At 63.2% G+C, this 26,731-nt stretch carries 24 protein-coding genes; 13 read left to right on the top strand and 11 right to left on the bottom strand.

Going from position 1 to position 26,731, the window contains the following annotated elements:
- Positions 1-50: 50 nt before the first annotated feature.
- On the bottom strand, positions 51-2,363 hold the full coding sequence (locus ABH939_RS21035) for a transketolase-like TK C-terminal-containing protein (protein ID WP_404650074.1): 2,313 nt from the start codon (positions 2,361-2,363) through the stop codon (positions 51-53).
- A gap of 292 nt (positions 2,364-2,655) precedes the next feature.
- The gene (locus tag ABH939_RS21030; protein WP_003943615.1) at positions 2,656-2,976 is read right to left on the bottom strand and encodes a UBP-type zinc finger domain-containing protein; all 321 of its coding nucleotides are present in this window, start codon (positions 2,974-2,976) and stop codon (positions 2,656-2,658) included.
- Positions 2,977-3,002: 26 nt separating this feature from the next.
- On the opposite strand from ABH939_RS21030, the gene ABH939_RS21025 reads away from it, so the two are divergent.
- From ABH939_RS21025 to ABH939_RS21000, 6 genes are all read left to right on the top strand, one after another.
- Positions 3,003-4,598, top strand: coding sequence for a Na+/H+ antiporter (locus ABH939_RS21025; RefSeq protein ID WP_030536674.1), 1,596 nt, complete (start codon positions 3,003-3,005; stop codon positions 4,596-4,598).
- A gap of 182 nt (positions 4,599-4,780) precedes the next feature.
- Positions 4,781-6,400 carry an ABC transporter substrate-binding protein gene (locus tag ABH939_RS21020; RefSeq protein ID WP_221742474.1) on the top strand — a complete coding sequence of 540 codons (1,620 nt, stop codon included), beginning with the start codon at positions 4,781-4,783 and terminating at the stop codon, positions 6,398-6,400.
- A 127-nt stretch (positions 6,401-6,527) separates the two neighbouring features.
- Positions 6,528-7,484: an ABC transporter permease gene (locus ABH939_RS21015; RefSeq protein WP_003943571.1), complete on the top strand. Its 957-nt coding sequence runs from the start codon at positions 6,528-6,530 to the stop codon at positions 7,482-7,484.
- Positions 7,477-8,571: an ABC transporter permease gene (locus ABH939_RS21010; RefSeq protein ID WP_007735813.1), complete on the top strand. Its 1,095-nt coding sequence runs from the start codon at positions 7,477-7,479 to the stop codon at positions 8,569-8,571. The genes ABH939_RS21015 and ABH939_RS21010 overlap by 8 nt, the downstream gene beginning before the upstream one ends.
- Positions 8,568-9,665, top strand: a complete 1,098-nt coding sequence (locus tag ABH939_RS21005; protein WP_003943600.1) for an ABC transporter ATP-binding protein — start codon at positions 8,568-8,570, stop codon at positions 9,663-9,665. Before ABH939_RS21010 ends, ABH939_RS21005 begins: the two co-directional genes overlap by 4 nt.
- On the top strand, positions 9,665-10,654 hold the full coding sequence (locus ABH939_RS21000; RefSeq protein WP_404650073.1) for an ABC transporter ATP-binding protein: 990 nt from the start codon (positions 9,665-9,667) through the stop codon (positions 10,652-10,654). The genes ABH939_RS21005 and ABH939_RS21000 overlap by 1 nt, the downstream gene beginning before the upstream one ends.
- Here the strand turns inward: ABH939_RS21000 and ABH939_RS20995 are convergent, their stop codons facing one another.
- The 4 genes from ABH939_RS20995 to lysX form a co-directional block, all read right to left on the bottom strand.
- Positions 10,655-11,254: a histidine phosphatase family protein gene (locus ABH939_RS20995; protein ID WP_003943544.1), complete on the bottom strand. Its 600-nt coding sequence runs from the start codon at positions 11,252-11,254 to the stop codon at positions 10,655-10,657.
- Between the two features lie 5 nt (positions 11,255-11,259).
- Positions 11,260-12,669 carry a diguanylate cyclase gene (locus ABH939_RS20990; protein ID WP_003943555.1) on the bottom strand — a complete coding sequence of 470 codons (1,410 nt, stop codon included), beginning with the start codon at positions 12,667-12,669 and terminating at the stop codon, positions 11,260-11,262.
- Between the two features lie 78 nt (positions 12,670-12,747).
- Complete coding sequence (locus tag ABH939_RS20985) at positions 12,748-13,638, bottom strand: alpha/beta fold hydrolase (RefSeq protein WP_007735816.1); 891 nt, start codon at positions 13,636-13,638, stop codon at positions 12,748-12,750.
- Positions 13,639-13,651: 13 nt separating this feature from the next.
- Positions 13,652-17,008, bottom strand: a complete 3,357-nt coding sequence (gene lysX, locus ABH939_RS20980) for a bifunctional lysylphosphatidylglycerol synthetase/lysine--tRNA ligase LysX (protein ID WP_338926932.1) — start codon at positions 17,006-17,008, stop codon at positions 13,652-13,654.
- Positions 17,009-17,096: 88 nt separating this feature from the next.
- Here lysX and ABH939_RS20975 point away from each other — a divergent pair, with 88 nt between their 5' ends.
- Complete coding sequence (locus ABH939_RS20975) at positions 17,097-17,324, top strand: RNA-binding S4 domain-containing protein (RefSeq protein WP_003943569.1); 228 nt, start codon at positions 17,097-17,099, stop codon at positions 17,322-17,324.
- 15 nt (positions 17,325-17,339) lie between these two features.
- Here the strand turns inward: ABH939_RS20975 and rraA are convergent, their stop codons facing one another.
- The gene (gene rraA, locus ABH939_RS20970; RefSeq protein ID WP_003943552.1) at positions 17,340-17,816 is read right to left on the bottom strand and encodes a ribonuclease E activity regulator RraA; all 477 of its coding nucleotides are present in this window, start codon (positions 17,814-17,816) and stop codon (positions 17,340-17,342) included.
- Between the two features lie 30 nt (positions 17,817-17,846).
- Positions 17,847-18,470 carry a TetR/AcrR family transcriptional regulator gene (locus ABH939_RS20965; protein ID WP_404650072.1) on the bottom strand — a complete coding sequence of 208 codons (624 nt, stop codon included), beginning with the start codon at positions 18,468-18,470 and terminating at the stop codon, positions 17,847-17,849.
- Between the two features lie 124 nt (positions 18,471-18,594).
- Between ABH939_RS20965 and ABH939_RS20960 the strand changes: the two genes are divergently transcribed.
- The 3 genes from ABH939_RS20960 to ABH939_RS20950 are packed head-to-tail and all read left to right on the top strand — an operon-like array spanning position 18,595 to position 21,959.
- The gene (locus ABH939_RS20960; RefSeq protein ID WP_404650070.1) at positions 18,595-19,803 is read left to right on the top strand and encodes a phosphotransferase family protein; all 1,209 of its coding nucleotides are present in this window, start codon (positions 18,595-18,597) and stop codon (positions 19,801-19,803) included.
- Complete coding sequence (locus ABH939_RS20955; RefSeq protein ID WP_404650068.1) at positions 19,800-20,963, top strand: hypothetical protein; 1,164 nt, start codon at positions 19,800-19,802, stop codon at positions 20,961-20,963. Before ABH939_RS20960 ends, ABH939_RS20955 begins: the two co-directional genes overlap by 4 nt.
- Positions 20,964-21,014: 51 nt before the next feature.
- Positions 21,015-21,959, top strand: coding sequence for a tyrosine-protein phosphatase (locus ABH939_RS20950; RefSeq protein ID WP_054780978.1), 945 nt, complete (start codon positions 21,015-21,017; stop codon positions 21,957-21,959).
- A gap of 10 nt (positions 21,960-21,969) precedes the next feature.
- On the opposite strand, the gene ABH939_RS20945 is transcribed toward ABH939_RS20950, so the two are convergent.
- Positions 21,970-22,545 carry a hypothetical protein gene (locus ABH939_RS20945; protein ID WP_404650067.1) on the bottom strand — a complete coding sequence of 192 codons (576 nt, stop codon included), beginning with the start codon at positions 22,543-22,545 and terminating at the stop codon, positions 21,970-21,972.
- Between the two features lie 150 nt (positions 22,546-22,695).
- Between ABH939_RS20945 and ABH939_RS20940 the strand changes: the two genes are divergently transcribed.
- On the top strand, positions 22,696-23,154 hold the full coding sequence (locus tag ABH939_RS20940; RefSeq protein ID WP_042920782.1) for a GNAT family N-acetyltransferase: 459 nt from the start codon (positions 22,696-22,698) through the stop codon (positions 23,152-23,154).
- A gap of 62 nt (positions 23,155-23,216) precedes the next feature.
- On the opposite strand, the gene ABH939_RS20935 is transcribed toward ABH939_RS20940, so the two are convergent.
- Positions 23,217-24,113 (bottom strand): oxygenase MpaB family protein, encoded by an 897-nt coding sequence (locus tag ABH939_RS20935; RefSeq protein ID WP_054780980.1) that lies wholly within the window; start codon positions 24,111-24,113, stop codon positions 23,217-23,219.
- Positions 24,114-24,284: 171 nt separating this feature from the next.
- On the opposite strand from ABH939_RS20935, the gene ABH939_RS20930 reads away from it, so the two are divergent.
- A complete protein-coding gene (locus ABH939_RS20930) occupies positions 24,285-24,743 on the top strand; it encodes a hypothetical protein (RefSeq protein WP_003943607.1) in 459 nt (152 codons plus the stop codon).
- A gap of 152 nt (positions 24,744-24,895) precedes the next feature.
- Complete coding sequence (locus ABH939_RS20925) at positions 24,896-25,279, top strand: helix-turn-helix domain-containing protein (RefSeq protein WP_058227381.1); 384 nt, start codon at positions 24,896-24,898, stop codon at positions 25,277-25,279.
- Here ABH939_RS20925 and ABH939_RS20920 read toward each other — a convergent pair.
- The gene (locus ABH939_RS20920) at positions 25,225-26,673 is read right to left on the bottom strand and encodes a histidine-type phosphatase (protein ID WP_283568849.1); all 1,449 of its coding nucleotides are present in this window, start codon (positions 26,671-26,673) and stop codon (positions 25,225-25,227) included. The genes ABH939_RS20925 and ABH939_RS20920 overlap by 55 nt on opposite strands.
- Positions 26,674-26,731 lie beyond the last annotated feature (58 nt).

Below are 26,731 nucleotides of genomic sequence, written 5' to 3'. Positions count from 1 at the left end.
CGAGAAGCGTCCCTGCGGGGACGCTTCTCGGCATCAGAGAGTGTGATCGATCAAGAAGTGAGATCGAGGGCAGCGCGGACGATGCTGTCGGAGTCGAGGCCGTGGTACCGGTAGACGTCCTCGAGCGAACCGACCTGACCGAACCGGCTCACTCCGAGCGCAGCACCCGGAACGTTGTTGATTCCCGTCAGGAACGCGAGGGTGTGCGGGTGCCCGTCGAGAACGGTCACCATCGGCGCGGACCGGCTGCTCGGAAAGACCTGATCCAGGATCCACGACGGACCGTCCGCGAGACCGCGCCGAGACTGGAGTGCTTCGAAGAGCAAGCCGGGGCTGGTCACGCAGACGACGTCGGCGGAAATGCCCTGCTCGCTTAGTCTTTCGGCTGCGACCAGTGTTTCGGTGACGGTGGCACCCATGCCGACCAGGGTGACGGCCGGATCAGGGTTGTGCCGCAGTGTGTATGCCCCGGCCACCACCTGACGTCGACGGCGTTCTCGCGCAGCCGGATCGGTCGGTACCGCGGCCAGGGCCTGATCGACCGGACGGGTCGACAGGCGCAGATACGACGAGCTGCCGTCCGGGCGACCGAGGCGTCCGATGCTGTCGAGGAGCGTCCACTCCACGTCGACGGCGAATGCCGGTTCGAAACTGGTGCAACCCGGCTGTTCCAGTCCGATGGACGGGGTCTTGATCGACTGGTGCGCACCACCTTCGGCGGCCAAGGTGACGCCCGACGGAGTGCCGACCATGATCGACTGCCCTCCGGCGTAGATGCCGTACGACCACGGTTCGAGAGCCCGTTCGATGAAGGGGTCGTACATCACCCCGATGGGGAAGAGTGGCTGGCCCCAACGACTCCAGGTCGCACCGAGTTCGCCCATCAGTCCGACCAGGTTGGTCTCGGCGATACCGAGTTCCATGTGCTGACCGGTGGGCTTCTCACGCCAGTGCATGATCGTTTCGGCGTCGTCGGCAAACCAGTTGTGCCGCTCGTCGGGGGACCACACGCCGACCTTGTTCAGCCAGCCTGCGAGGTTGGTGGTGGAACTGACGTCCGGGCTCAGTGTGACAACACGTTTCGCGGCGTCCGGCGCTTCGCGGCTGAGGTCGAGTAGTACCCGGCCGAGAGCTGCCTGAGTGGTGGACGTGCCGGAGGGCGTACGGCCGATGTCTTTCGGAACTGCCGGGGGCACCAGATGCTCCACCTTCGGGCGAGCCAGGCGCCCAGCGGTTTCGGCGCAGATGCGGCCGGACGGGCTGTCGGTCTCGAACCGTTCCCAGGGCTTCGACGGGTCCATGCCGAGTTCCGACGCCAGGTGCTCGTACTGCTCGGCGGTGAGCAGCGACGAGTGGTTCTGCGGATGACCCTGCGTCGGCAGGCCCCGACCCTTGATGGTGTACGCGATGATCACGGTGGGACGGGTGTCGTCGATCTGTGCGTACGCCTCTCGCAGAGCGTCGAGGTCGTGGCCACCGAGATTGCGGATGGCCTCGAGCACCGTGGCGTCGTCGAGGTCGTTGATCAGCGCCGTGATCGCGTCGGCGTCCGCCGCGTCGCCGGGCAGTCTCAGACGTACCTCGTCGGCCGTGCATCGCAGCAGGCGCTGGTACTCCGGATTCGGCATGTCCAGGATTCGTTCGCGCAACGCGGTGCCGCCCGGCCGGGTGAACAGTGATTCCAGCAGCGCACCGAACTTCACGGTGATGACCTGCCAGCCGGCACCCGAGAACATGCGCTCCAGGCGGGTTGCCGCGATGTTCGGCACCACCCGGTCGAGTGATTGGCGGTTGAGGTCGACTATCCACACGATCTCACCCAGTTCGGCAACCGAATGATCGAGAACTGCTTCCCACACCGCGCCCTCGTCGAGTTCGGCGTCACCGACCAGGGAGTACTGACGCCCGGTTCCGGCGCCGCCGAGGGAGGCGTCTACGTATCGGCGAGCGATGGCGCCCCAGATGGGAGCCGTCGCGCCGATACCCACCGAACCGGTCGAATAATCCACCGGATCAGGATCTTTCGATCGACTCGGGTAGCTCTGCAGGCCCCCGAATTCGCGCAGAGTCGTCAGGTAGGACTCGTCGAGTTCGCCGAGCAGATAGTTGATGCCGTGGAGCACCGGCGCCGCATGCGGCTTGACGGAAACCCGGTCGCCGGAACGAAGTTGGCCGAACCACAGGGACGTCATGATCGAGACCATCGACGCGCACGAGGCCTGATGGCCGCCGACCTTGAGCCCACTGGGATTCGGACGGACACGGTTGGCGTGATGGATCATCGCGGTCGACAACCACAGAACGCGCTTCTCGATCTCCGCCAGTGACTCGGGAGCGTTCTGGTCGATGTTGGGGCTGTTCACGGCCGGTCCTGCCTTCAGTAGTGGACATCGATCACCGCACCGCCTGTACCCCAGATCGTGGGGCCGACGATGTGGTTGTGATGTTTGGCAGGACTTCCTGAGGCCGAACCGTTCGGTGCGGCAAAGTCCAGCCGCACCTGTCGATCTGTTGTGCAGATTCTGCGTCAAAGTCCATCATCGGCATACAGATTGAGCAATAGCTACCCGGTGGATTGAGCAATGTGCGCAACACCGAGGGCTGTGCGCCGTGACAGGTGGGCACTATGCGCAGTGCACCGCCAGTCGCGCGCGGTCAGTCCATCAGGTCGTGGACGTAGCACCAGCGCCAGGATTCGCCGGGCTCGTGTGAGCGCATGACCGGGTGCCCGGTTTCGCGGTAGTGGTTGGTGGCGTGCTGATGAGGGCTGGAATCGCAGCATCCGACGTGGCCGCAGGACAGGCACATGCGCAGGTGAGACCAGTTATCCTCGCCCAACTCGGCGCACTCCTGGCAGACGCCGGGCGTAAGCGCCGCAGGGTCCGTTTCGGGCGCATTGGTTAGTTCCTCGCAACCGGTGGGAGCGGGTGCGGGCTGCTGTGTGCGAGCTGCTGCTCGCTTCAGGATTTTCTTCATCGCCTTCCATACTGCATGCTGCCAGGGTGAACGGCATATTACTGGGGGTTGTAGTAGCGGCGTTGCTGGTGGCGGCGGTCGCGCGAAGGTTCGGGCTGTCTTCGCCGCTGATCCTCGTCCTGGTCGGTTTGATCGCCTGTCAGATACCGGGTGTTCCGGAATTGGAACTCGATCCCGACCTCGTCCTGTTCGTCGTGTTGCCTCCACTTCTGTACTCGGCAGCACTGGACAGTTCATACCTGGCTTTGCGCTCGAATCTGCGTCCGATCGGATTTCTCGCGGTGGGGCTTCCCCTGGCGACGACGGCTGCGGTGGGCTTTGTCGCCTACCTGATCGTGCCGGAGTTCTCGATAGCGGCTGCTCTGGTTCTCGGCGCCATCGTGGCGCCGCCGGACGCGGTGTCCGCGAGCGCAATCGGACGCAAGCTCGGCCTGCCGCGCCGAATCATGACCCTGCTGGGCGGGGAGAGCCTGCTCAACGACGCCACCGCTCTGACGGCGTACAAGGTCGCTCTCGCGGCTGCCGTCGGTACGGGTGCGACGCTGATCGGCGGCTTCGAGACTTTCCTCGTCGCGGCGGTCGGTGGAACGGTGATCGGCCTCGCGGTGGGGTTCGTCATCTCGAAGGTTCGCGGCAAGCTCCAGGATCCGGTGATGGAGAGCGGAATCGGATTGGTGGTGCCGTTCTTCACCTACCTCGCTGCGGAAGAGGTCCACGCGTCGGGCGTCATCGCGGTCGTCGTAGCCGGATTGTTCCTCGGCCAGCGCTCCACCCGCGCGAGTTATGCGACGCGTTTGCAGGACACGGCAGTGTGGAGGGCCGTCGACCTGATCCTGGAGTCGTTCGTCTTCCTGTTGATCGGTCTCCAATTGCCCAGTGTCGTCAACGGATTGCAGGGGTACAGCACTTCGATCGTCGTCTGGGCGTCGGTTGCGGTTCTCGTGACCGTCGTGGTGGTCCGAATCGCCTGGGTGTTCCCGTTCACGTACGTACCGCGCTGGCTGTCGCCGCGTATTCGAGCGAGGGAGCCGGAGATTTCGGCGCGGGCGGTGTTCGTCGTGTCGTGGGCCGGTATGCGAGGGGTCGTGTCGCTGGCAGCTGCCTTCGCCATTCCGCTGACGGTCAACAGTGGTGAGGACTTCCCGGGGCGGTCGCTGATCCTCTTCCTGACGTTTGTCGTCGTGGTCGGCACGCTGTTGCTGCACGGCCTGACGTTGCCGTGGGTGATCCGTGTCCTCGGCGTGCAGGGGGACGAAGAGCAGTCCGACGCACGCGCCGAGGCGGCAGCCCAGGACAAGGCTGCACGGGCCGCTGCGGCGCGGCTGGACGAATTGGTCGGAGCCGACGCCGACGACGTCCCTCAGGTCCGCAATCGTGCCGCGGACATCTTGCGAAGCTGGAACACCCACCGCGCGAACTCGGCGTGGGAGCGACTGGGACGCAGCGACGAGGATCTGGGGGAGAGCCCGTCGAACGCCTTCCGCTCGCTGCGCCTCGAGATGATCGATGCCGAGCGAGGCGTCTTCATCGCCGAACGCGATGCCGGCCGGATCGACGACGAGGTCCTCCGGAAGGTGCTTCGCGAGCTCGATCTCGAGGAAGCGACGCTCGACCGGGACTAGACCGGCTGGTCTGCTGTCCACGAAGGTAACCGCTGGCCAGGGTCGGTTTACCTGACTGTTGAGGCCTGCAACTTAACCGATTCCACTGAGCGAGACTCGATCCAATTTTCTGTGCCTCCCATCACAGACTGTTTCGTGTTCAACATCACGTCACGGTCTTACCCCGCCTTGGAGGCATTCGAATGAGTCGTAGTTCCCGCCGCGGAAGTCGCAGATTGGCTGCGGCTGCGCTGGCGATCACCGCAAGTATGTTCCTGGCGTCGTGCGCCGACAACGGCTCGAGCAATGGCGGCGGCGAATCCGCTGATTCCGGTTCCTCGCTGAAGATCGGCATGGTCAACGAGCAGGCTGATCCCGGCACTCCCACCAAGGGCGGCACGCTGACGTTCAGCGGTTACTCGGCGGTCACGACTCTCGATCCCGCGAAGGCTCAGGTTGCCGGCGCCACCGGTGGCAGCGAGCTCAGCGCCATCTACGACGTGCTCATGCGTTACGACCCCATCGGGCAGAAGTTCGAGCCCAAGCTCGCTCAGTCGCTCGAAGCGAGTTCGGACAGCAAGACCTGGACGCTGAAGCTCCGCGACAGTGTGAAGTTCAGCGATGGTACAGCTCTCGACTCGAAGGCCGTCGCCGACAGCATCAACCGCTACGTCACCAACAAGGGACCTCAGTCGAGCCTGTGGGCTTCCAAGGTTGCCTCGATCGACACCCCCGACGCGACGACCGTGGTCTTCAACCTCGTTGATCCGTGGACCGGCATCCAGTCGATGCTCGCCACCGGACCCGGCATGATCGTCGCCCCGAGCGCCCAGCAGGGTGACCAGTTCACCCCGATCGGCGCCGGCGCCTTCACCCTCGAGAAGTTCGCTCCCAACGAGGAACTGCTGTTGGCTGCTCGCCCCGACTACTACGACGGCGCACCGAACATCGACAAGCTCAAGCTGATCAGCATCGTCGGAGCTCAGCCCACCGCCGAAGCACTCAAGACGGGCGGCATCGACGCCGCGTACATGCGTACGCTCACCCCGATCCTGGATCTGATCGAGTCGGGTTACCCCGGCTTCGTCGACATCCCGTCGCTCGGTTACATCGCCAACGTGAACATGGCCCCGGGCCGCCCGGGCTCGGATGTCCGTGTCCGCCAGGCGATGGCGCTGGCCGTCGATCCGGAGACGCTCAACACCCGCGTCAACAACGGCAAGGGACTGCCCGGCCAGGAAATCTTCCAGGACACCTCGCGCTGGCACAACGACGTCGCACCGATCGGCGTCGATCCCGCCAAGGCGAAGGAACTGCTCGATCAGGCCAAGGCCGACGGCTACGACGGAAAGATCACCTTCCTCTCCATCCAGGAACCGTCCGCACAGGCAACGGCTCTGGCCATCCAGGCGATGCTCAACGCAGTCGGCTTCGACGCTCAGATCGAATACGTCACCGGTGCAGGTGATCTGGTCAAGCGGATGTACGCCGATCACGACTACGACATGAGCACCGCAGCACTGAGCCTCGCCGAGGCCGATCCCTACGAGCGTCTGTACACGGGCATCAAGTCCGGTGGCCGTAACAACGCGACCGGCTACTCCGACGCCGAAATGGATGCTCTCCTGGACAAGTTGGGCGTCGCAACCACCGACGAGGACAAGAAGGCAGTCCTGGCCCAGATCCAGGAACGCGCCAACGAGACCGTCCCGTGGCAGGTGTGGGGCAACGTCGCCGCACTCGACGTGTGGAACCAGAACGTTCACGGACTCGAGCAGAGCCTCGACGGAATCGTGCTCTTCGACGGAGCTTGGAAGTCCTAGAGAGCCTGAAGTTCACAGCCGGCCCCGCGCCCGTATTGCAGCGGATCGGGGCCGGCTGCGAACGAAGAAATGAAATCAGAGGAACTGCTGTGTATTGCGAGCTCGCTGTCCGAAGGAGACGAAATCGATGAACATCGGCGCAATAGGTAAGAAATTGGGCCAGCTCGTCATTGTGATCCTGATCGTCAGCTTCGGAACCTTCGTGCTGGCATCACTGATCCCCGGCGATCCCGCTGTCTCCGTTCTCGGTGAAGGCCGAACGCCTGCCGAGTACGAGGAAGTTCGGCAGCAGCTCGGACTCAACGATCCACTCCTGGTTCGCTATTGGGACTGGCTGACCAGCGCTCTCCAGGGCGACCTCGGCAACTCGCTCGTTCCCCCGCAGCAGGACGTCCTCACCGCGATCAGTTCCGCTCTCCCCGTCAGCGTTCAGTTGGCAGTGATGGGTCTGGTCATCGCACTCGTCGTCGCAGTTCCGCTCGCACTCTGGTCGGCGCACCACGAAGGCGGCGTCATCGACCGCGTCATCAGCGCCGCGACGTTCGGTGTTCTTTCCGTCCCGAGCTTCCTCGCCGGTCTGTTGCTGATCATGGTCACCGTCAACTGGCTCGGCTGGTTCCCGCGATCACAGTGGGTGCGCATCGGCGACAGCCTCTCCGGAAACCTCTCACACGCAATACTTCCCGCGATCACCATCAGCCTCCTCGAGATGGCGATGTTCACTCGCGTTCTCCGATCCGACCTGGTGACGACGCTCCGTGAGGATTACATCCTCGCGTCGAAGGCCAAGGGAATGCCCACGCTGCGAGTGCTTTTCAGTGACGCGCTCCGCCCGTCGTCGTTCTCGCTCATCACGATGATGGGTCTGGCTCTCGGCGGCATGATCGGCAGCACCGTGATCGTCGAGACGCTGTTCTCGCTGCCCGGAATGGGCACGCTCATCGTCCGCGCAGCGCAGCAGGGTGATTCGCCGATGCTGCTCGGCGCGGTGGTCGTGATCGCGGTCATCTACGTCCTCGTCAACAGTGCGATCGATGTTCTGTACACCTATCTTGACCCGAGGAGTCGTCGTGTCCATGTCTGAAGTGACGCCAGACGGAGCGGCCCCGTCGCCGGCCCCGTCCGAGGTGATGACATACCGGCAGCAGACAGTCCTGCTGGCTCCCGGTCCCGTCGAAACGCTGGAACAGCCCAAGAATCTGGTCCTGATCGGATCGATTCTCACAGTGGTCGGCGTTGCGCTGCTCGGCACCGCACTCTTCGGTTCAGCGATCATGATGACCGTCCGCATCGTGCTCGCGCTCGTTGCCCTGGTTTTCCTCTTCAAGGGTCTCGGCAAACTCGGTACGTCCAAGTGGGGCAGTCAGTTCGATCTCTCGTACTGGCTGGCGTGCATCTGGCTGGTCGCGCTGATCCTGGCCGCGATCTTCGCGCCGCTGCTGCCACTCGGTGAGTACAAGGACACGGTCAAGACCTTGGCCGAGCCGGGCTTCGCCTCGCCGAGCCTGCTCTCCGATCATCCGTTGGGTACCAACAACTTCGGTCTCGACCTGCTTGCCCGCGCCCTGTTCGGTGCTCGCGCCTCCTTGACTGTCGCCATCTGCGCCGTGCTGATCGGCATGATCATCGGTGGCACCATCGGCGTCATGGCCGGCTATTTCCGTGGCAAGGTCGACGCCGTGGTCGGAATCCTGACCAACTCGCTGCTGGCCATTCCTTCTCTGGTGCTGCTCATCGCACTGGCCGCGGTGCTCACGTCGAACCTGCGCAACATCACCCTCGCACTGTCGATTCTCTGCATTCCCAGCATGGTTCGAATCGCCAGGGCAAACACCATCGTCGTAGCCCAACGCGAGTTCGTGCTTGCCGCGAGAGCCATGGGCGCCACCAAATGGCGCGTCATCTGGCGCGAGCTGGTTCCCAACGTCCTCGTTCCCGTCGCCGCGCTCGGCCTGGTGGCCGTCTCCGGCCTGATCGTCGCGGAAGCATCACTGAGCTTCCTCGGACTCGGTATCGCACAACCTGATCCGACCTGGGGCAACATGATTGCGGAAGGTCAGGGCGGGATCGTGGAGAAGCATCCGTTCATCGTCCTGGTACCAGGCGTCTTCCTCTTCCTGACGGTGTTCTCCTTCAACCTCATCGGCGAGAAGTATCGGAGTAAGCTGTGACCACTTCAGCTCAGAACGGCGTTCCGCTGCTGCAGGCGGACAACATCAGAACCGTATTCGCCACTCCCCGTGGCCAGTTGCGAGCAGTCGACGGTGTCTCGATCCACGTCTCCGCCGGCGAAACTCTCGGCATCGTGGGTGAATCCGGTTCCGGCAAGTCGGTTCTCGGGCGCACTATCATGGGACTGCTCCAGAAGGGCCCGGCTCTCGACATCAGCGGGACGGTGACGTTTGCCGGCCGCGACATGTCGACGATGAAGAAGTCGGAGATGAAGCACTTCTGGGGACCCGAGATCGCCATGGTCTTCCAGGATCCGATGACCTCGCTCAATCCGTTCAAGCGCATCGGTACCCACATCACCGAATCCTTGAAGTTCCACCTGGGTCTGAAGAAGGACGCGGCCCGCGATCGCGCAGCGGAACTCCTGTCGATGGTGGGTATCCCCGAGCCCAAGCGTCGGCTCGACCAGTACCCCCACGAACTTTCGGGAGGTATGCGACAGCGCGTGGTCATCGCGATGGCGCTGGCTTGCGAGCCGAAACTGCTGATCGCCGACGAGCCGACCACCGCTCTCGACGTGACGGTGCAGAAGCAGATTCTCGATCTGCTCGCCTCACTGAATGACAAGCTCAACATGGCCGTCATCCTGATCAGCCACGACCTCGGTGTGGTCTCGGGGCGATCGGACCGTGTCGCCGTCATGTACGCCGGTTCCGTCGTGGAAACGTCGGCAACCGAAGAGTTGTTCACTCGTCCTCGCCACCCGTACACCGAAGCGCTGATGGCCGCGATTCCGCGACTCGAATCACCGACGCACACAGTGCTGCAGACAATTCCGGGTGGGCTCCCGGACATGACGAAGCCGATCACCGGTTGCCGCTTCGCCGCTCGCTGCCGATACGCCCAGGACGACTGCCTGACCGGCGACCCGGCCCTGGCTCCCGGCGGACCGGGGGACAACACAACCGAAAGCCACACGTTCGCGTGCCACTACCCGGTCGACACCCCCGAAGGCACAACGGCATTGGTCGCCAACGAGAAGGCCGGCACTACCGCAGCGGGCCTGACGCTCGCGGTGAAGGAGATGGTCTGATGACTGCATCAGTGGATACCAGGAAGTCCGAGACGGTGGACGCGGCCCTGACGGTCGAGGACTTGGTCGTCGAATTCAACGTCGGCAAGGGCCAGACCGTTCACGCCGTGTCCGGGATCAGCTTCACCGTCGCTCCGGGCGAAACCTTGGGCGTGGTCGGTGAATCCGGCTGTGGCAAGTCCACGGCGGGCCGGGCGATCATGCAGTTGCCCTCACCGACGTCGGGCTCGATCCGCCTCGGAGAGACGGAAATGACGGCACTGGGCGCGGAAGAATTGCGTCGCAGCCGCACTCAGTTGCAGATGATCTTTCAGGACCCGATCTCCTCGCTGAACCCACGACGCAAGGTCAAGGCTCTCATCACCGAGGGTCCGTCGATCTGGGGCGGAAAAGACAAGGCCGCCATCGAAGCTCGGGCGCGCGAGGTTCTTGCCGAGGTCGGGCTGGACCCGGACATGGTGTGGGACCGAACCCCACGCGAACTCTCGGGTGGTCAGTGCCAGCGCGTGTGCATCGCCCGCGCATTGATGCTCGACCCCAAGGTCCTGATCTGTGACGAGCCGGTCTCGAGTCTCGACGTCTCCGTGCAGGCGCAGATTCTGAACCTGCTCGAGGACGCGAAGAAGCGTCACGGGCTGTCGCTGCTGTTCATTGCGCACAACATGGCCGTCGTGAAGAACATCAGTGACCGCGTGATGATCATGTACTTGGGCCGCGTCTGCGAAATCGTTCCCGCAGAAGGCATGCAGAACCGCGCGCTGCACCCGTATACGCAGCTACTGCTGGCGTCGATTCCCGATCCCGACGCCACCGTCACTGCGGCGCAGAACGTCGAGCAGAAGGTCATCGAACTGCCCTCGCCGCTCAATCCGCCCAGTGGCTGCCGCTTCCGCACGCGGTGCCCGCTGGCTACTGATCTCTGCGCCGAGGTAGTTCCCGAGCTGCGTCTCGTCGAGGGCGGCCATCAGGTGGCGTGCCACAACGTGTGACTACACGCGAAGCATGTTGCGTACGTGACCGGTTTCGTTGATCGACCCGACCCTGCGGCTTCCGTTTCGCGACACGAGAATGCGCGTGACGGACACGTACTCGATCGGGAAGGTCAACGGGCGCTCCAGTCCGAGCAGTTCCTGCAGAACGATGTTGACGACGCCGCCGTGGCAGAAGATCGCCACGGTGGCGTCGTTGTCCGTTGCCGCGACTATCTCGTCGATCGCACCGAGGACTCGCGCACGAAAGGCGTCGCCGTCCACCGACTCGGGAAGCCAGCCGGCTTTGATGCGCGCATAGGTTTCCGGCGCCCGCTCCAGGACCTCGTGCATCGGGATGTAGTGCGGCTGCTCGTAGTCGTATTCCGCCAGACCCTCGCGCTGGGTGACCGGAAGGCCCAATATCTGCGCTACCGGGGCTGCGGTCTCGAGTGCGCGCTTTTGCGGGCTGCTGAAGAGTCCGGTGATCCGGTACGGCGCCAGTGCTGCGGGCAGCCGTAGTGCCTGGGCACGACCTTCGTCGGTCAGCGAGGGATCTGCGCGGCCTTCGGTGACCTCGGCCAGTTCGGGGAGCGCGTGTCGGATCAGGAGTAGTTGCACCTACGTCACCTTGCCATGTACAGATCGAACGCCACCACGAGGTTTCGGCCGTCGCGTTTTGCCTGGTACATCGCGTTGTCGGCGATATCGAGCAGAGTCTCCATGCCCGGCATCGCGCGATCGGCCCAGGCGACGCCGATACTGACCGTTCCCGCGAAACCGCGAATGGATCGCGCGTGGGCCTCTTGCGCCTCTCTGATGCGCTCCGCGAGCTGGATGGCTTCCTCGAAGGTGCAGTCGGCGGCGGCGACGGCAAATTCCTCACCACCCAGTCGGCCGGAGAGTCCCAGCCCTTCGGTAGCGGCGAGGAGGGTGTTTCCGAACTGTTCGAGGACGGAATCGCCGGTGAGGTGGCCGAGGTTGTCGTTGATCGATTTGAAGTGGTCGAGATCGAGCATCATGACGGCGATCGGTCGTTGCGCCGCGTGCTGGGCGTCGAGGAGTTCCTGCGATTGGGTCCAGAACGCGTGGCGACTCAGCGTTCCGGTGAGGGCGTCGCATTCGGCGATGCGTTGGAGTTCTCGCTCAGCGCGCCGCTGTGCGCCAGTGGCGACGGCTACGGCGATGGGGGAGAGTGCCATCAAGATGACGGAGATCCGGGTGGTCACCCCCTCACTGAGTAGGTGCACCGGATCTGCCAGTGCCAGACGTCCCTTACCCGCCATGACCAGTGCCCACGCGCTCCATCCGGCTGCCAGGAGCGAAGTGCTGAACAGTGAGACACGCATTGCGCACCACAGGAGCGCCGGCATCGGCAGCAGCAGCGCAAGGGCTCCCTGGACCTCCAGGGCGAGTGGCAGACAGGCCAGGAGAGCGGCCAGAGGTGCCAGGATCTGTGCGAGCCGCCTCAAGCGCAGACTCTGCCGCACGGACGGCCCGCAGGTTCTTCGAATGTGTTCGAGCGTCGGTGCCGACAGAACGATCGGCAGCACGATCAGATACGTACACAGGTCGGCGAAGAACCACCCCACCAATTCCGTTGCCGCACCGCTTCCTTCGTGGAGTTGAGTGCGTAGTGCGCTGGCGGACCCAGCCGTGAACGACGCCAGAACCGAGATGAGGAAGATTCTGGCCGTGTACTTCGTCTCGGAGATTCGCCGTGGAAAGCAGCCGAGCAAGTTCGCGGCGATCAATCCTGTCGTGACGCCGACCAGATTGATCGCATTCAGTTCGAAGGCCCTCTGCACGGGGCTTCCGGTCGCAAGATCCGCCGTCAGCAGCGCTGCGCCGCCGACAGCGAGTCCGATCGGCGCAAATGAGCGCGGGTTACGGAGGAGAATGCCCAGAAGGATTGCGTTGGCGGGCCAGAAGGTCGACAGAAAACCGGGCGGACGGGCGGCGATGCCCGCCAGGGCGACAACGAGGATCGCCACGAAAATCAGGCACGAGCGCACCCGACGTGTCGAACGGTCCATGGTCAGCCTGTCGTAGAAAGCAGAAGCTGTCCGAGACTAGCAATGATCCGGCTACTGTCCGAGTTGTAACTTTAAGTGTCATCCCCGACGGTTCGGCTGCGTGAGGCGTCGGATCAAGTTCGCCAACTCCTCGGGCTGATCGATCATGGCGTGGTGATGCGCCGGGCGCAGGACGTGAAAACTCCCACCGAGGTAGGTGGCGAGTTTCTGCTGCTTTGCCATCCAGGCGATGGACCAGGGAGTGGTGTGGCCAGTGTGTGCGGCGACGACGCTGAGGTCGATGTCGGGCAGTGGATGCTTGCTCGAGCGTCGTAAAGCGGTGAGCTCCAGCGCCATATCGGTGTACGCGACGTATTCGATCATCGCCGCTTCCAGATAATGAGGCTCGCGGTAGATCTTCCGGACCCATTCGAGAGTGGCTTCGGACGACCCGCTCGGCGGCACGGACTGGTTGAGGATCTTGCGCGTCGTCGTGCCGAGGAGTCGTTGGAGCCCGGTGGTGCTGAACGAAGCCGCGGCGGCTCGGGAGGCGATCAACAGCAGGTCGCGGGGGAAAAGACGCTTCGGCTCCTTCTCGGCACTGGAATCGAGGAGGAGCATCCCCGCAGCCCGATCGGGGAACAGGCGCGCGAAGCCTTCGACGTAGAAGCCGGCGATGGAGTGGCCGACGACGACGGCCGGACCACTCAGTCCCAGAGTGTCGAGCACGTCGCGGATCCGCTGAGCTTCGCCGCGGACGGTCGGAACTTCGGAAGTAGGCTCGCTGAGCCCGAAGCCCGGGCGATCGAAGCGGACGACGGTGTGGTCCGACTGAAGATGACGCGCGCAGTCATCCCAGTCGAACCAATTGCCCGCCAGCCCACCGCACAGGACGACGACGGGGCCGTCGCCCTCGGCAAGAACATGCAGTCGGCTCTCGCCGACCTGCAAGATCTCGCCCGGTGGTTTCACGTGGAACAATTCCGGCACGCGAGAATCCGGACTACTGACGCGGTTTCGCGAGGGGGAAGGCCAGTGTCTCGCGGATGCTGCCACCCGTGATCAGCATGACGATTCGGTCGACGCCCATCCCGAGACCACCCGTCGGCGGCATCGCGTGTTCGAGGGCTTGGAGGAAGTCTTCGTCCAATTCCATCGCTTCCGGGTCGCCGCCGGCCGCGAGCATCGACTGCTCGGTGAGCCGGTTGCGCTGATCCACAGGGTCGGTCAGCTCGCTGTATGCGGTTCCGAGTTCGACGCCCCACGCCACCAGGTCCCACTTCTCGGCGACGCCGGGGATGCTGCGGTGCGGCCGGGTGAGCGGCGACATCGAGGTGGGGAAGTTGGTGTAGAACGTCGGGAACTCCGTGTAGTCCTCGACCAGATGCTCGTACATTTCCTGCGCGATGGCGCCGGTATCCCAGCTGGACTGGTACGGGATCTCGTTGGCGTCGCACAACTTCTGCAGGTCTTCGAGACTTGTCTCGGGGGAGACGTCGACACCAAGTGTTTCGGCGACGGCGCCGTGCATCGTCTTCACCGGCCACTCACCGGAGATGTCGACCTCGACCAGTTCGCCGTCCGGGCCGGGACGCATGATGATCTCGCGACCGAATGCTGCGACGGCCGCCGCCTGGATCAGCTCGCGGCACATCCGCATCATGCCCTCGTAGTCGCTGTGGGCTTCGTAGGCCTCGAGGATCGTGAACTCGGGATTGTGTTTGAAGTCGACGCCCTCGTTGCGGAACACGCGGCCGATCTCGAACACCTTCTCCATACCGGCGACGCACAACCGCTTCAGGTACAGCTCGGGTGCGATGCGGAGATAGAGGTCGAGGTTGTACGCGTTGATGTGTGTCAGGAACGGAGCGGCATTCGCGCCGCCGTGCACCTGCTGCAGAATCGGGGTCTCGACTTCGAGGTATCCGCGACCACCGAGTGAATCGCGCAGCGACTTCACGACGGCGCTTCTAGCCTCGAGAAGTTCGCGGGCCTTCGGGTTGAGGGCGATGTCGAGGTACCGCTGGCGGACGCGGGTCTCGGGATCCGAGAGGCCCTTCCACTTGTCCGGCAGCGGGTGCAGGCACTTGCCGTTCATGCGCCACTCGACGGCGATGAGCGACAGCTCGCCCTTGCGGCTGCGCCCGATGGTTCCGCTGACTTCGATCAGGTCACCGAGATCGAACTCGGCAGCGAACTCCGCCAACTTCTCGCGGCCGACGTTGTCCTGATCGACCAGAACCTGGATGTCGCCGGACCAGTCGCGCACGTCCGTGAACACCACTCCGCCGTAGTCGCGGACCCGCAGGAGGCGTCCCGCGATTCGCACGCGGGTGCCCTCCGGTGACTTCGCTGCGGCGGCAATCGTGTGGGTCGGCGGATAGGCGACGGGGTAGGCGGCGATCCCTTCGTCGGCCAGTTGCGCAAGTTTGTTCATGCGCACCCGGACCTGCTCAGGTCGCCGCGGACCGTTGGTCGTGAACGTCGGCGCCGAGTCCGGCGGGCTGCCGTCGGCATGCAGTCCTTCGGACGTCACCAGAGCTGCCGGCACCGCCGCATGCGTACCGGTGTGCTTGACGACCTGGCTGGACTTGCGCCCGAAACTGGGCAGCACCACAAAGCCTTCGGCGATGGCCGACGCGAATCCGACGCGCGGCAGTTCGCGGTTGTCCTCGAAGCAGAGGAAGCGCGGCACCCAATCCGGCTGGTATTTCACGTTCGAGCGGTACAGCGCTTCGAGCTGCCACCAGCGGGAGAAGAAGACGAGCACCGAGCGCCAGATGCGGAGGATCGGGCCGGCGCCGATGCGCGAACCTTCCTCGAACACCGAGCGGAATACGGCGAAGTTGAGCGAGACTCGCACGACGCCGATCTCGTCCGAACGTGTGGCCAACTCCGAGACCATCAATTCGACGACACCGTTGGGCGCCGTCGGCTTACGGCGCATCAGGTCGAGCGAAACACCGTTCGGTCCCCACGGCACGAGCGAGAGCATGCCGACGACGCTTTCGTCCTCGGTGCCTTCACCCATGACGGCTTCGACGAGGAGGCAATCGCCGTCGAGGTGATCGCCCAGTCGGCCGAGCGCCATGGAGAAGCCGCGCTCGGTGTCGGTGTCGCGCCAGTCGTCGGCGCGGATGATGACGGCCGCCATGTCCTCGGGCGGGATGTCGCGATGGCGTCGCATCCGCACGGTGACGCCGTGACGCCTCACTCGGGTGACCGCCTGGCGCACCGGGCGCATGTCGCGTCCGTTGAGATTGAACTCGCGGGTGCGCAGGATCGCTTCGTCGCCGAGCTGCAGGACGCTCAGGCCCGCCTTCTTGTATGCCGTCGCCCCGGTTTCGCTGGCGCCCATGACGGCCGTCGCCCAGCCGTACTGCGATGCGAGCCCCTGCCACGCTTCGATGGCGTGCGGCCACGCTTCAGGATCACCGATGGGATCACCACTGGCGAGGCAGACGCCGATCTCGACGCGGTACGTGATCGCGGCCTTGCCGCTCGGCGCGAAGATGACCGCCTTGTCGCGGCGGGTGGCGAAGTAAGCGAGAGAGTCGTCGGCACCGAAGTTCTGGATCAACCCGCGGATCGCGGACTCGTCATTTCCGGTGAGGGCGTTGTTGGAGCGTTGCGCGCGGAAGAGCGTCATGACGGCGGCGAGGAGCGCGATGGCACCGAGGAGACCGAGGACCGTGTTGACGAAGACACGCGGGTGGCCGTCGAACACCTCGTTGTCGACCGAAGCTGCAGCGGTGACGCGGTTCAGGGCCCAGAGGAATCGCTGGTTCTGCGGTAGGTCACCTGGGAAGAGTTCGACAAGGCCCCAACCGATCACGGTCGCGACAGCCATGCCGCCGATCAGCACGCCGAGTGCTTTCCAGCCGGCGCCGCGCCGTACGCGTGTGTAGAACTCGGGCCTCGCCGCGATGAGGATTCCGATCACGACAAGCAGAACGACAACGGCCACGGCGTTGTTCGGGTTCTTGTCGACGATCGCGGAGGCGATGTTGGTGAGGGTGATCAGTGACAGGTAGATCGTCAGCAGCCACCAGGCGATGCGCTTGCGGCTCGCGAGGGCGGCGGCGAGCAGGGCGACGACGAGCGCCCACGACAGGCTCGTATCCGGTGCGTCGAAGTAGTAGCTGTCGATGTATTCGCGTGGGACGCGGAGGATGTGCCGCAGTACCGGCGAGATGCTCCACAGGAACACCAGTACGGAGAAGACTCCGAGGATCAGTCCCGAGATATGGGGAACCTGGCTGAACCGCCCTTTGCGGAATCGACGCGCCTGGCGCGGATTTTCGGGTGGCGATTCCACCAACTCTGCAGTGGTGTCCGATACCTCGGTCAATGGTGCCATCGAGCTTCCTCTCCTACCGGTCGATCAGATCCTCACGCTAAGTGTGGTCTGTCGTGTCCAGTTTTGTGGGAGGAGGAAGATGATTGACATGACCGACAACATTCCAGCAGTACCCATCCGCGACGAAATGATTCGGCTCGGTCAGTTTCTCAAGCTCGCGAACCTCATCGAATCGGGCGCGGAGGCCAAGGAAGTGATCGCCGACGGCATGGTTTCGGTCAACGGTGAGGTCGAAGATCGTCGGGGCCGCCAGCTTCGTGACGGCGATGTCGTCGAGATCGGCGGGATGGCCGCCAAAGTGGAAGCCCCCGCCTGATCCCGCGACTTCTGACTAGCTTTCGCGAACGACGACGCCGTCCTGGTCGCTGTAGACGATCTCGCCGGGGTTGAAGGTGACTCCGCCGATTTCGATCGGCACGTTCTTCTCGCCCGAACCGGTTTGCGTGCTCTTGCGCGGGTTGGTGCCCAAAGCCTTGACGCCGATGTCGAGGGTGCGCAGGATCGCGGAGTCGCGGACGGCTCCGTTGACGATGACACCGGCCCAACCGTTGTCGACGCCGCGGCCGGCAATGATGTCGCCGACCAGGGCGGTGTGGATGCTCGCGTCACCGTCGACGACGAGGACTCCGCCGTTGCCGGGTTCGCTGAGGGTCTGCTTCACGAGCAGGTTGTCCTGGAAGCACTTGATGGTGGTGATGGGGCCGGCAAAGACTTCACGTCCACCGAACTGGGTGAACTGCGTGTCGCAGCTACGAATGTCGGGTCCGATCTCGTCGGCAAGGTCAGCGGTCGCTACAGGCTCGGTCATGCCCCACAGGATAGTCGGCGGGGCTCGGGCCTAGTTGTCGTCGGGGAGTATGCCGTTCAGCACTATGTCGGCAAGAGAATCGGCAAACTGTCCCGGGTCCGAGACGTCGCGAACCGACATCGCAAAGATGGCCGCGCCAGCCATGATGTCGAGAAGAGCGTCGGCGTCGACGCCGCTTCGGATGTCGCCGCGCTCTCTCGCCGCCTCGAGTCGACGGTTCAGCTCGACGCGGACTCCGGCCAGTTGCCGCACCACGAGAACGTCGCGTAATTCCGCGTTTGTTCGCACTTCGCTCATCAATCCGGGAGCAGCGGCTCGCGTGGCGGGAGCTGCGAACAGAGCAACCGCGCCGTGCACCAGCGCGCGAATCTGATCCGTGATCGTGCCCTCGGTGCCGAGTTCGGTGTCGATGTCAGCGCCCTGTTCGACGTCGAGTACGGGATAGATCGCGTCGTTGACGATGTGTGCCTTCGACGGCCACCGACGGTAGATGGCTGGACGTCCTACTCCCGCACGCGTGGCTATGGCGTCGATGGACGTGCCCGCGTACCCCTTTTCTTCCAACAGTTGCCTGGTCGCGTCCAGTACTGCGTCGTCGATTGCAGGGTTTCGCTGCGGGCCCAGGCGGTGCTGAGTTTCGGAATCTTTGGACATTTTGGGCAAATCCCTTGCGGTATCGCTGTGATGGCCGTTACATTCTGTCACGGCTTTAGTCGATACATATTGTATCGACAATCGGCACGTGCGCATCGGCGCCACCGAACCACGAGGAGTGGTGATGAACCTTCGAACCGAAACAGAAACCTCCGGCGAAGATCCCGACTACGCCGAATTTGCCAGGCCCGGCGAATCCCGCAACGACCCGGCGGAGATGCGGCGCAGCCTCGAAGGCTGGCTCGCGACCGTGCTGTGGCGAGGCTCGAAACCTTCCGTGACTTCGGTCGAGGTACCGGCCGCGAACGGCATGTCCAACGAAACTGTGCTTTTCGATGCGACGTGGATCGAGGACGGGATTCGAGGCGAGCATCGCCTGGTCGCCCGTATCGCCCCGCGGGACAGTGCGGTACCGATCTTTCCGTCTTACAACCTGGACCAGCAGTTTCGGGTCATGAGCGCCGTCGCCGCTCACACGTCGGTGCCGATCCCGCGGGTGTACTGGTCCGAGAGCAACCCGGACGCGCTCGGCGGCGAGTTCTTCGTGATGGAACGGCGCGAGGGCGAAATCCCGCCAGACGTCATGCCGTACACGTTCGGCTCGTGGCTCTCGGAAGCTTCGGCCGACGACTGTTCTCGACTCCAGCAGTCATCGGTCCGGGTGCTCGCCGAGCTACACGCTATGGCCGATCCGCACCTCGCACTCCCCGAGTTGTGCCGCGATGGTGCCGAACCGACTGGGGCAGAAGCACTTCGCGCGCACCTCGAGGACCAGCGGCGCTATTACGAGTGGGCAACAGCCGACGGACCAGGATCTCCTTTGATCGAGCGCGGTTTCGACTGGATCGAAGCGAACCTTCCCGTCGATGCCGGTTCCGCAGTGCTCTGCTGGGGTGACTCGCGGATCGGAAATGTCATCTACCGCGACTTCGAGCCGGCGGCGGTCCTCGACTGGGAGATGGCCACACTGGGGCCGCGTGAGCTGGACCTCGGCTGGATGATCTTCCAGCACAGGTTCTTCGAGGATCTCGCTGCCATGGCAGGACTCCCCGGAATGCCGGACTTCCTTCGTCGCGAGGACGTGGCAGATGCCTACCGCTCGCTGTCCGGCCACCAGGTTGCGGATCTAGATTTCTACATCCTTTACGCCGCGCTGCGGCACGCGGTGATCATGTTCCGAGTCCAAAGTCGCGCAGTGGCTTTCGGTCAGGCCGAATTCCCCGACAACCCGGACGAGATGATCCTGCACCACAAGACACTCGAAGCCATGCTCGACGGCACCTACTGGGAGTCGCTCGCAACATCCCCGCTCACAACAGGAGATGCACGATGACACTGTCCCCGCTCGACGACTACCCGGTACATCAGATCGCCGAGACCATCCGCCACGTGGGCACCTCGGATCGAAACTTCTACGACCGCTACTACTTCAACTGCCATGCCGGCGTCGACGGCGACACCGAGCCGCTGTTTCTCATCATCGGTCTCGGTCAGTACCCCAATCTTGGTGTATGCGACGGCTTTGCGGTTCTTCGGCGCGGCGAAGACCATATTGTCTTCCGGGCATCCCGAGCCTTGGGTGACGATCGTATGGACCTGTCAGTAGGCCCACTGCGAATCGAAATCATCGAGGGTCTGCACCGCCTACGTGTGGTGTTGGACCCGAGTCCCGAAGCGCCGGACCTGAGCTTCGACCTCACCTTCGAGTCCGACGGCCCCGCCAATCTCGAGGCCAGACATTTCCATCGCCAGCTCGAACGAGTCACCTTCGACACGCAACGATTCGTGCAGACCGGAATATGGTCCGGATCCTTGACCGTCGACGGCGACGTCATCCCGGTCACCCCGGAGACGTGGCGGGGTAATCGCGATCGGTCCTGGGGTGTGCGACCGGTCGGCGAAGCGGAACCGCCTGGACGCAAGGCAGATCCGGCGATAGCCGGCAGTCAGAACTTCTTCTGGATTTACTCGATCATGCAATTCGGCGACTTCACCATCGTCACGATCGTCCAAGAAGATCAGCAGGGACGTCGAATCCTCGAAGATGCGACTCGCGTCTGGGCAGACCGCTCGCGCGAGCCGGAGTGGTTGGGTCGACCGGACCACCAGCTCACCTTCATTTCCGGTACTCGCGAGGTGAAGAGCGGAACTCTGTACTTCCGGCGCCCCGGTGCACCAGGCGAATCCGACCACATCCTGGAGATCACCTGCGAACCGATACTGCCCAACTACATCGGTGTCGGCACGGGCTACGGACTCGAGCAGGATTGGCGCCACGGGATGTGGCAGGGCGAACTGGTGGTTCAAGGCCTGCGGGAAAAGGTTTCGGACATCGAACCGTGGAAGAAGATGCTGTGCCCGGTCGACAACTTGGCTCGGTTCACCCTCGTCGAGGACGGCGTAACCCGCACCGGGACAGGCCTGTTCGAGGTAGCAGTCATCGGACCTCACCAGCGATACGGATTTACCGGCATCGGTGATGTCGCTCCGTAACTCCAGATCACCACACCACAAATCCCAAACTGCAGAGAGAGGCACTGCCACATGTCCACACGCACACGAATGTTGTTCGCTCGCACTGCAAAGGCCGCCGCATTAGTCGTTACAGGTGGTCTGATGTTTGCTGCTCCCGCCACGGCAATCCCGCTTGACCTGGGCTCTCTCAACACAGGCTCGCTTGGAGCGGTCGATCTCGGCTCGCTCGATCCTGTCCTCGCGCCGACACCGAATTTGGCCTCCGTGGCCAACTTTCGCGACGTTGCCGGCAACGACGGTAGGGGATACGCCACCGTCGACGGCTCACACCTCAAGCGCGGCGTCATCTACCGGTCCAATGCGCTGACCGCTACCACCGACGCAGACAAGACGACACTCACCGGCCTCGGACTTGCCGACGCCTATGACCTGCGCGGCGCAACCGAGATCTCCAACCCGTTCATCGGTGGCGCGGACAAACTCCCGGACGGTGTGACGTACACGAACATCCCCATCGAGTTCAAGGATCTCACCCAGCTCGCGACGACGATCAAGTCGCCGGAGGAGGCCAAGCAGTTCTTGGTCGACACCAACCGCAGTTTTGTCACCGATCCCGTTCGCCGTGCCGGCTTCAAGCAGGTCCTCTCGGACATCGCTGCGAGTGACGGGGTGCAGTTGTTCCATTGCACCTCAGGCAAGGACCGCACGGGTTGGACCGCGATGTTGCTGCAGTCCATCGCCGGTGTCCCCGCCCAGACGATCATGGACGACTATCTGTTGAGCAACACCTACCTTCAGGCGACCAACGAGAAGATCCTTGCGCAGATCTCTCAGGCCCTGAGCCCGCAGGTGGCGACCAATCTCGAGCCGGCCCTCGGTGTCGACGCTTCGTACCTGGAAGCTGGACTCGCGCAGGTAGCCAGCGATTACGGAACCGTCGACGGTTATCTCACCGAAGGTCTCGGACTCACTCCGGACACGATCGCGCTTCTGAAGGCCAAGCTGGTCGGCTAGTTTCTCGCTGCTAAAACGCTTGAACGAACGAGTACCAGTCGCCGTCGAACTCCTGGTATCCGATCTCGCCGTCGCGGCGGGGCTTGCCGAGATATGGTGCGCCGTCAGGTAAGTACGCCAATCCGATCGAATCGATTAGACCACCCTCGATGTGGAAGCGGCACCCGTTGCCGACGGGCCAGACCTGCAGGACCCGGTAGACGCCAATTGTTTGGTTGTCCATCGACTTCTGGCAATCCGCGGCCACTGCTTCGAGCGAATCTTTCGACAATGCAAACGCAGCACGCGAAGGGACGGACAAGGTCACGAGCGCACCGGTGACGAGCACGATCACCGGCGCGATCGTGCTCAAACGCAGAGTTTTGTACTTCATCCAACCAATCAGGCTGAGTATCAACCACACTCCACCCAATCCGAGTAATACCGAGGCGGCGAGCGCAAAGAATGGAAAGTACACAACCGGCGGCATGAAGGACCACACGATGACGCCGCATGTGAGAGCGACAAGCACTGCGATGACAACTGCCATCACCTTCCACCAGGATGCCGGACCTCCGCGCTTAGTTATCGGATCACCGTCAGTCATCGGACAACCCTTGCACAAGGCAGTAATTGTGGGGTGGCAACGAATGGAATTGTTGCCACTGGTTTACGTCGAGGCCGTCGTGCGTTGATCCGAGAGTTGGTCACTTTCAGTGCCGGCTATCTCTCTGATGCCGGAGGGTATGGTCGGATTGTGAACCAGGATCTGATCATTCGCCGCTACGTATCCTCGGATGAGGATGTGGTCGTCGACTTGTGGTCGCGCGCTGCCCGTGAAGCCCACCCGTTCCTTGCGGGTGAGGGAACGGGCGAACGGGAGCAGAAGATGCGAGAGGTTTATCTGATTCAGGCCGACAATTGGGTCGCTGAGCACAACTCCGCTGTCGTTGGACTGTTGGGAATGATCGGCTCCGAAATCGGGGGACTGTTCGTCGCGCCGGCGTCACAAGGGTTGGGCGTCGGGCGGGCGTTGGTCGAACACGCCACAACCATGCACGGCGAGGTGACACTCGAGGTCTACACCCTCAACGATCGCGCCCGCAGGTTCTATGCGCTGATGGAGTTCGAAGAAGAGGGGCGTCGACACGACGCCGAGACGAACCATGAATTGATCACCCTTCGTCGCACTGGTCGCGACTCCTCCCTCATCTAGGCATGAGAAACGCGAATCAGCCCGGGTGCCAGGAGTTCCACCACTCCACGATGGGAACCTGCTTACGCTTGGGCCTGCTGGTCTGCCTGCAGGTGCTTGACCGGGCATCCCGTGGGGAAGGTGCCGAGGTCTTCGACCTTGTAACCGCTCGGGTAGCTGCGGATGTTGGGCAGTTCGCGGGCGAATTTCCGCTTCGTACGCACGGGGAAGAACCGCAGCAGGCGCGCGCGGACCTTCAGCGCACCGCGTGAGACGACGCGCATCGCAGTGCTCGGGTGCCTGTAGTGGAAGGCGTCGAGTAGGTGATCGTCCATGAGAGCGAAGGCGAATCCCTTGACCAGAGCCTTCGGTGCCAGGTTGTTGGGCGGGAAGGTGCACATCAGGTCGAGGGTGGAATCAGCGACGGCTCGGGCACCGGGATCGAATGAAAAGTGTTCGCGCTCATAGTCGTCGAGAAGTTTGACGAAGCCCTCGTAGGTGTCAGGAGTGTCTTTGATGTTCATGTACCGACCCAGGTGGCGGTAATAATTCGTCGACCCGACGATCTCGTTGTCGGTCATCTTCCGCCAGCCGTACTCGTCGAGCCATCTGACCGGCGTGACGACGAAGGTGGCCAGGACATAGAGCATGTCGTCGTTGGAGATGTCGTACGAGCCGTGCATCTGATTCATTCGACGCACGCTCTTGCGGCCTTCGGTGCTGCTGAGGCCGTGCTCGAGGATGGCGTCGAGGATCAGGCTGGTGTCGTCGTAGCGCTTCTGAACCTTGTCGGTGAACTCGCCTGTGGAGAAGAGGAGCTTGCCGATCGAGGGGACAGCGTATGTGCGGAACAGTGCGAAGCTGAGCGCCTGATTGATGTCCCAGGGAAACTCTTGCGCCGCGAGAATGCGCGACATCTCTTCGTAATCGGTTTCGGGATCGAGTTGATCCGTGCGACTGCGGAGGTCGTAGCGCTTCATCTGAACACTCCCTGGGACTGGTCTGCGCGCGGCAGAGATAGGTGTGAGCTGCACCACCGACTGTAGTTCTGACAACACGCGTTGTCTAGGGGGTGTGAATAGTCGTCTTTCCTTCGTTTCGGGCGTTGTACCAGGGGTATCCGGAAAGTGTTGTCGACCCGAGGAGCAGCTATGAGCGTCACACGCACGGCCGGGGTTTTTGCGGCCATCGGACTACCGATTGCCGCGAGCGTCATGTTCGCCGGAGTCGCCTCGGCTGATCCGCCCCACCCTTTCGGCGGCGCCGCCGTCACTATCGGGTGCCCGAATCAGGGGTCACTGGCCTCGTTGACCGGGCTCACCGGCCAGTCCGGACCAGAGTCCAATCCGCCCATCGCCAAGGGTGATATTCGCTTCGATTCGTTCCCGGCCGCTGCACCCATCCCGGCGGCGGGTCAGGTGACTGTTGCTTGGGTCAACACCGACACGGGCAAGTCCGGAATCGTCGACCTGGTCGGTACCTATCCGTACCTGTCCGCGACGGTGAACACCGGCGTCGGCAATGTCGTTGCGACGGCGTTCGGTTCGATCAACTGGGGCAGTAGCCCCATCTGCCAGTCGAATCCGACGATCGGCAGGTTCATAGCCTGATCTTGAGCCTGATCGTCACAGCCTGAACGGGCACAGGGTTGGCGGTATCGCGTGATTATCTGTCATCTCGGAGATACCGCCGGGTCCGTCCCATCCCATATTCTGAAACATGTTAGGTGAAAGCATATTTCAGGGATGGAAAAGGTGGCGACGTGAACGGGTCGAGCGCGCGTCAGTTGATGAGCCAGATGCTCGTCGAAAAACGAAACAGTCTTGCGCCCGAAAAGGTCGGCATGCGCTGCGAGGGTGCTCGCCGAATGCACGGCCTCAGTCGGCGCGATGTCGCGCAGATTGCCGACATCAGTTTCAATCACTATCAGCGGCTGGAACAGGGTACGTCCGTTGGTGTTTCGGCTCCGGTCATCGTGAGGATCTGCGACGCCTTGTTGATGGAAGACGACGAGAAGGCGCGCATGCTGGCATTGCACCAGGTATGGGCGCGCCCTCGTCGACCGCTGGCTGGATCCCGAGTTGCCGGATCTCAGGCTGCCGGTGAAATCTCCGGCAGGCAGCGGGCCAGTTCGTCCGGCGTGTAGAAGAAACTTCCGGCGCTCACCGGAGCGCACGGGGCAGCAAAGGCCGTCTCGCGCTCGTTGTAGAGCATTCGGACCAGACGCTTACCCTCCGGTCCGGCGTACACGTCCCACTGCACGTTGGCAGCCATCGGGCTGACCTGCGATCCGCGCCAGGGGTTGTTCGCATAGGTGTAGAGGTCGCCCTCCGCCTGCGAGACGGTGCTTCCCGGCAGTTTCAAGAGTGCCGCGAAGGGGATGATCGTTTCTGCGTGTGCAAACCGGAAATCCGCTCCCGGGACGGCGTCGTCGCCGGTGTGTTTCTGCAGGCCGCGCAGGAACTCGTCGCGCAGGACGGTTGCCATCCGGTAGGTGACGTCTTCACCGGTGAAGCCCGGGCCCTTGGCGTAGAAGTCCTCGGCATCGTTCGTGTATGCGAGCCACTGCGCGTCAGCAGGTTCGATGAACCGCTCGAAATTCCACTTGCCTTCTTCGGCCATGCCCGGAGTGATGATGTACGTGTTGTACAGCATGTACGCGGCGTCGACTTCGTTGTCGATCGTGCTGGAACCCTTGCCGCGGTCGACGAGTGAGAACTCGCCCGCGCTCAGGCGGTTGACGAAGTCCTCCGAGTAGAGCCTGAGCATCATGTGCCGCGAGACCTCGCGGGTGCGGGGAAGATCGGCGATCTGGTCGTCGACGGCTTTCAGTCGAGGATCGGACTCTTCGTAGTCCTTGTAGTCGGCGTTTGCATCCGAGTCGTGGAAGTAGAGAAGGTCGGCATCCGTGGTCACCGGTGCAACATCGCCGGCGACGGCTGGAAACGCACCGGTCAGCCCTTGCGCGAAGTTCTCGGCGCTGTCCACGGCACGGTCCACACCCGACGAGGTCAAGGTGATGGTGCCCTGCTGCGCTGCGATGGCGTCGAACAGTTGGGGGAGGCGTTCAGTGACCCGCGCGCCGAGCTGTCTGTGTTCGGTAATCCCGAGTCCGCTGAGGTTGCCGTACCCCAGCTTCTTGTTGGCGGCCATGAGATCACGAAGGGCCGGGCCGAATTCCTTGCCGACGGGAGTCAATGCGTTCTCGGCTTCGGCGATTTCCCACAGCTGCAGGCTCAGGTCGTCGTACTTCAGGCTCGACAGTGCTCTGGAACCATGGCGCGCAACACTTTCCGTGTACACGGGGGAGTATCCCGTCGGCGGCGCCTGATAGTCGGCGATGCGCTGGCCGGGAGTGTAGGGCGTCTTGGACGTGAAGCCGCCGTCGCTGACGGTTGGTATCTCTGTCGAACCGGAGCTCGAACCGGCGTCGAGCGAACCGAACGGTGACGCCGTGGCGATGGACTGGACGCTGCTGGTGACAAGCACTAGTCCGACAGCGCCGGCAGCGGCCAGCACGCCGAAGCGTGAGCTTCGCATGGTGAGTTGATCCTCTCCGTCGGTGCCGAGGTGACACGACGGAAGGAAAGTTAGAACA

The organism is Rhodococcus sp. 27YEA6 (assembly GCF_044908235.1).
Classification (GTDB): Bacteria; Actinomycetota; Actinomycetes; order Mycobacteriales; family Mycobacteriaceae; genus Rhodococcus_F; species Rhodococcus_F qingshengii.
The sequence above is the reverse complement of the archived record's forward strand: the minus strand, read 5'-3'. Positions and strand labels throughout refer to the sequence as shown.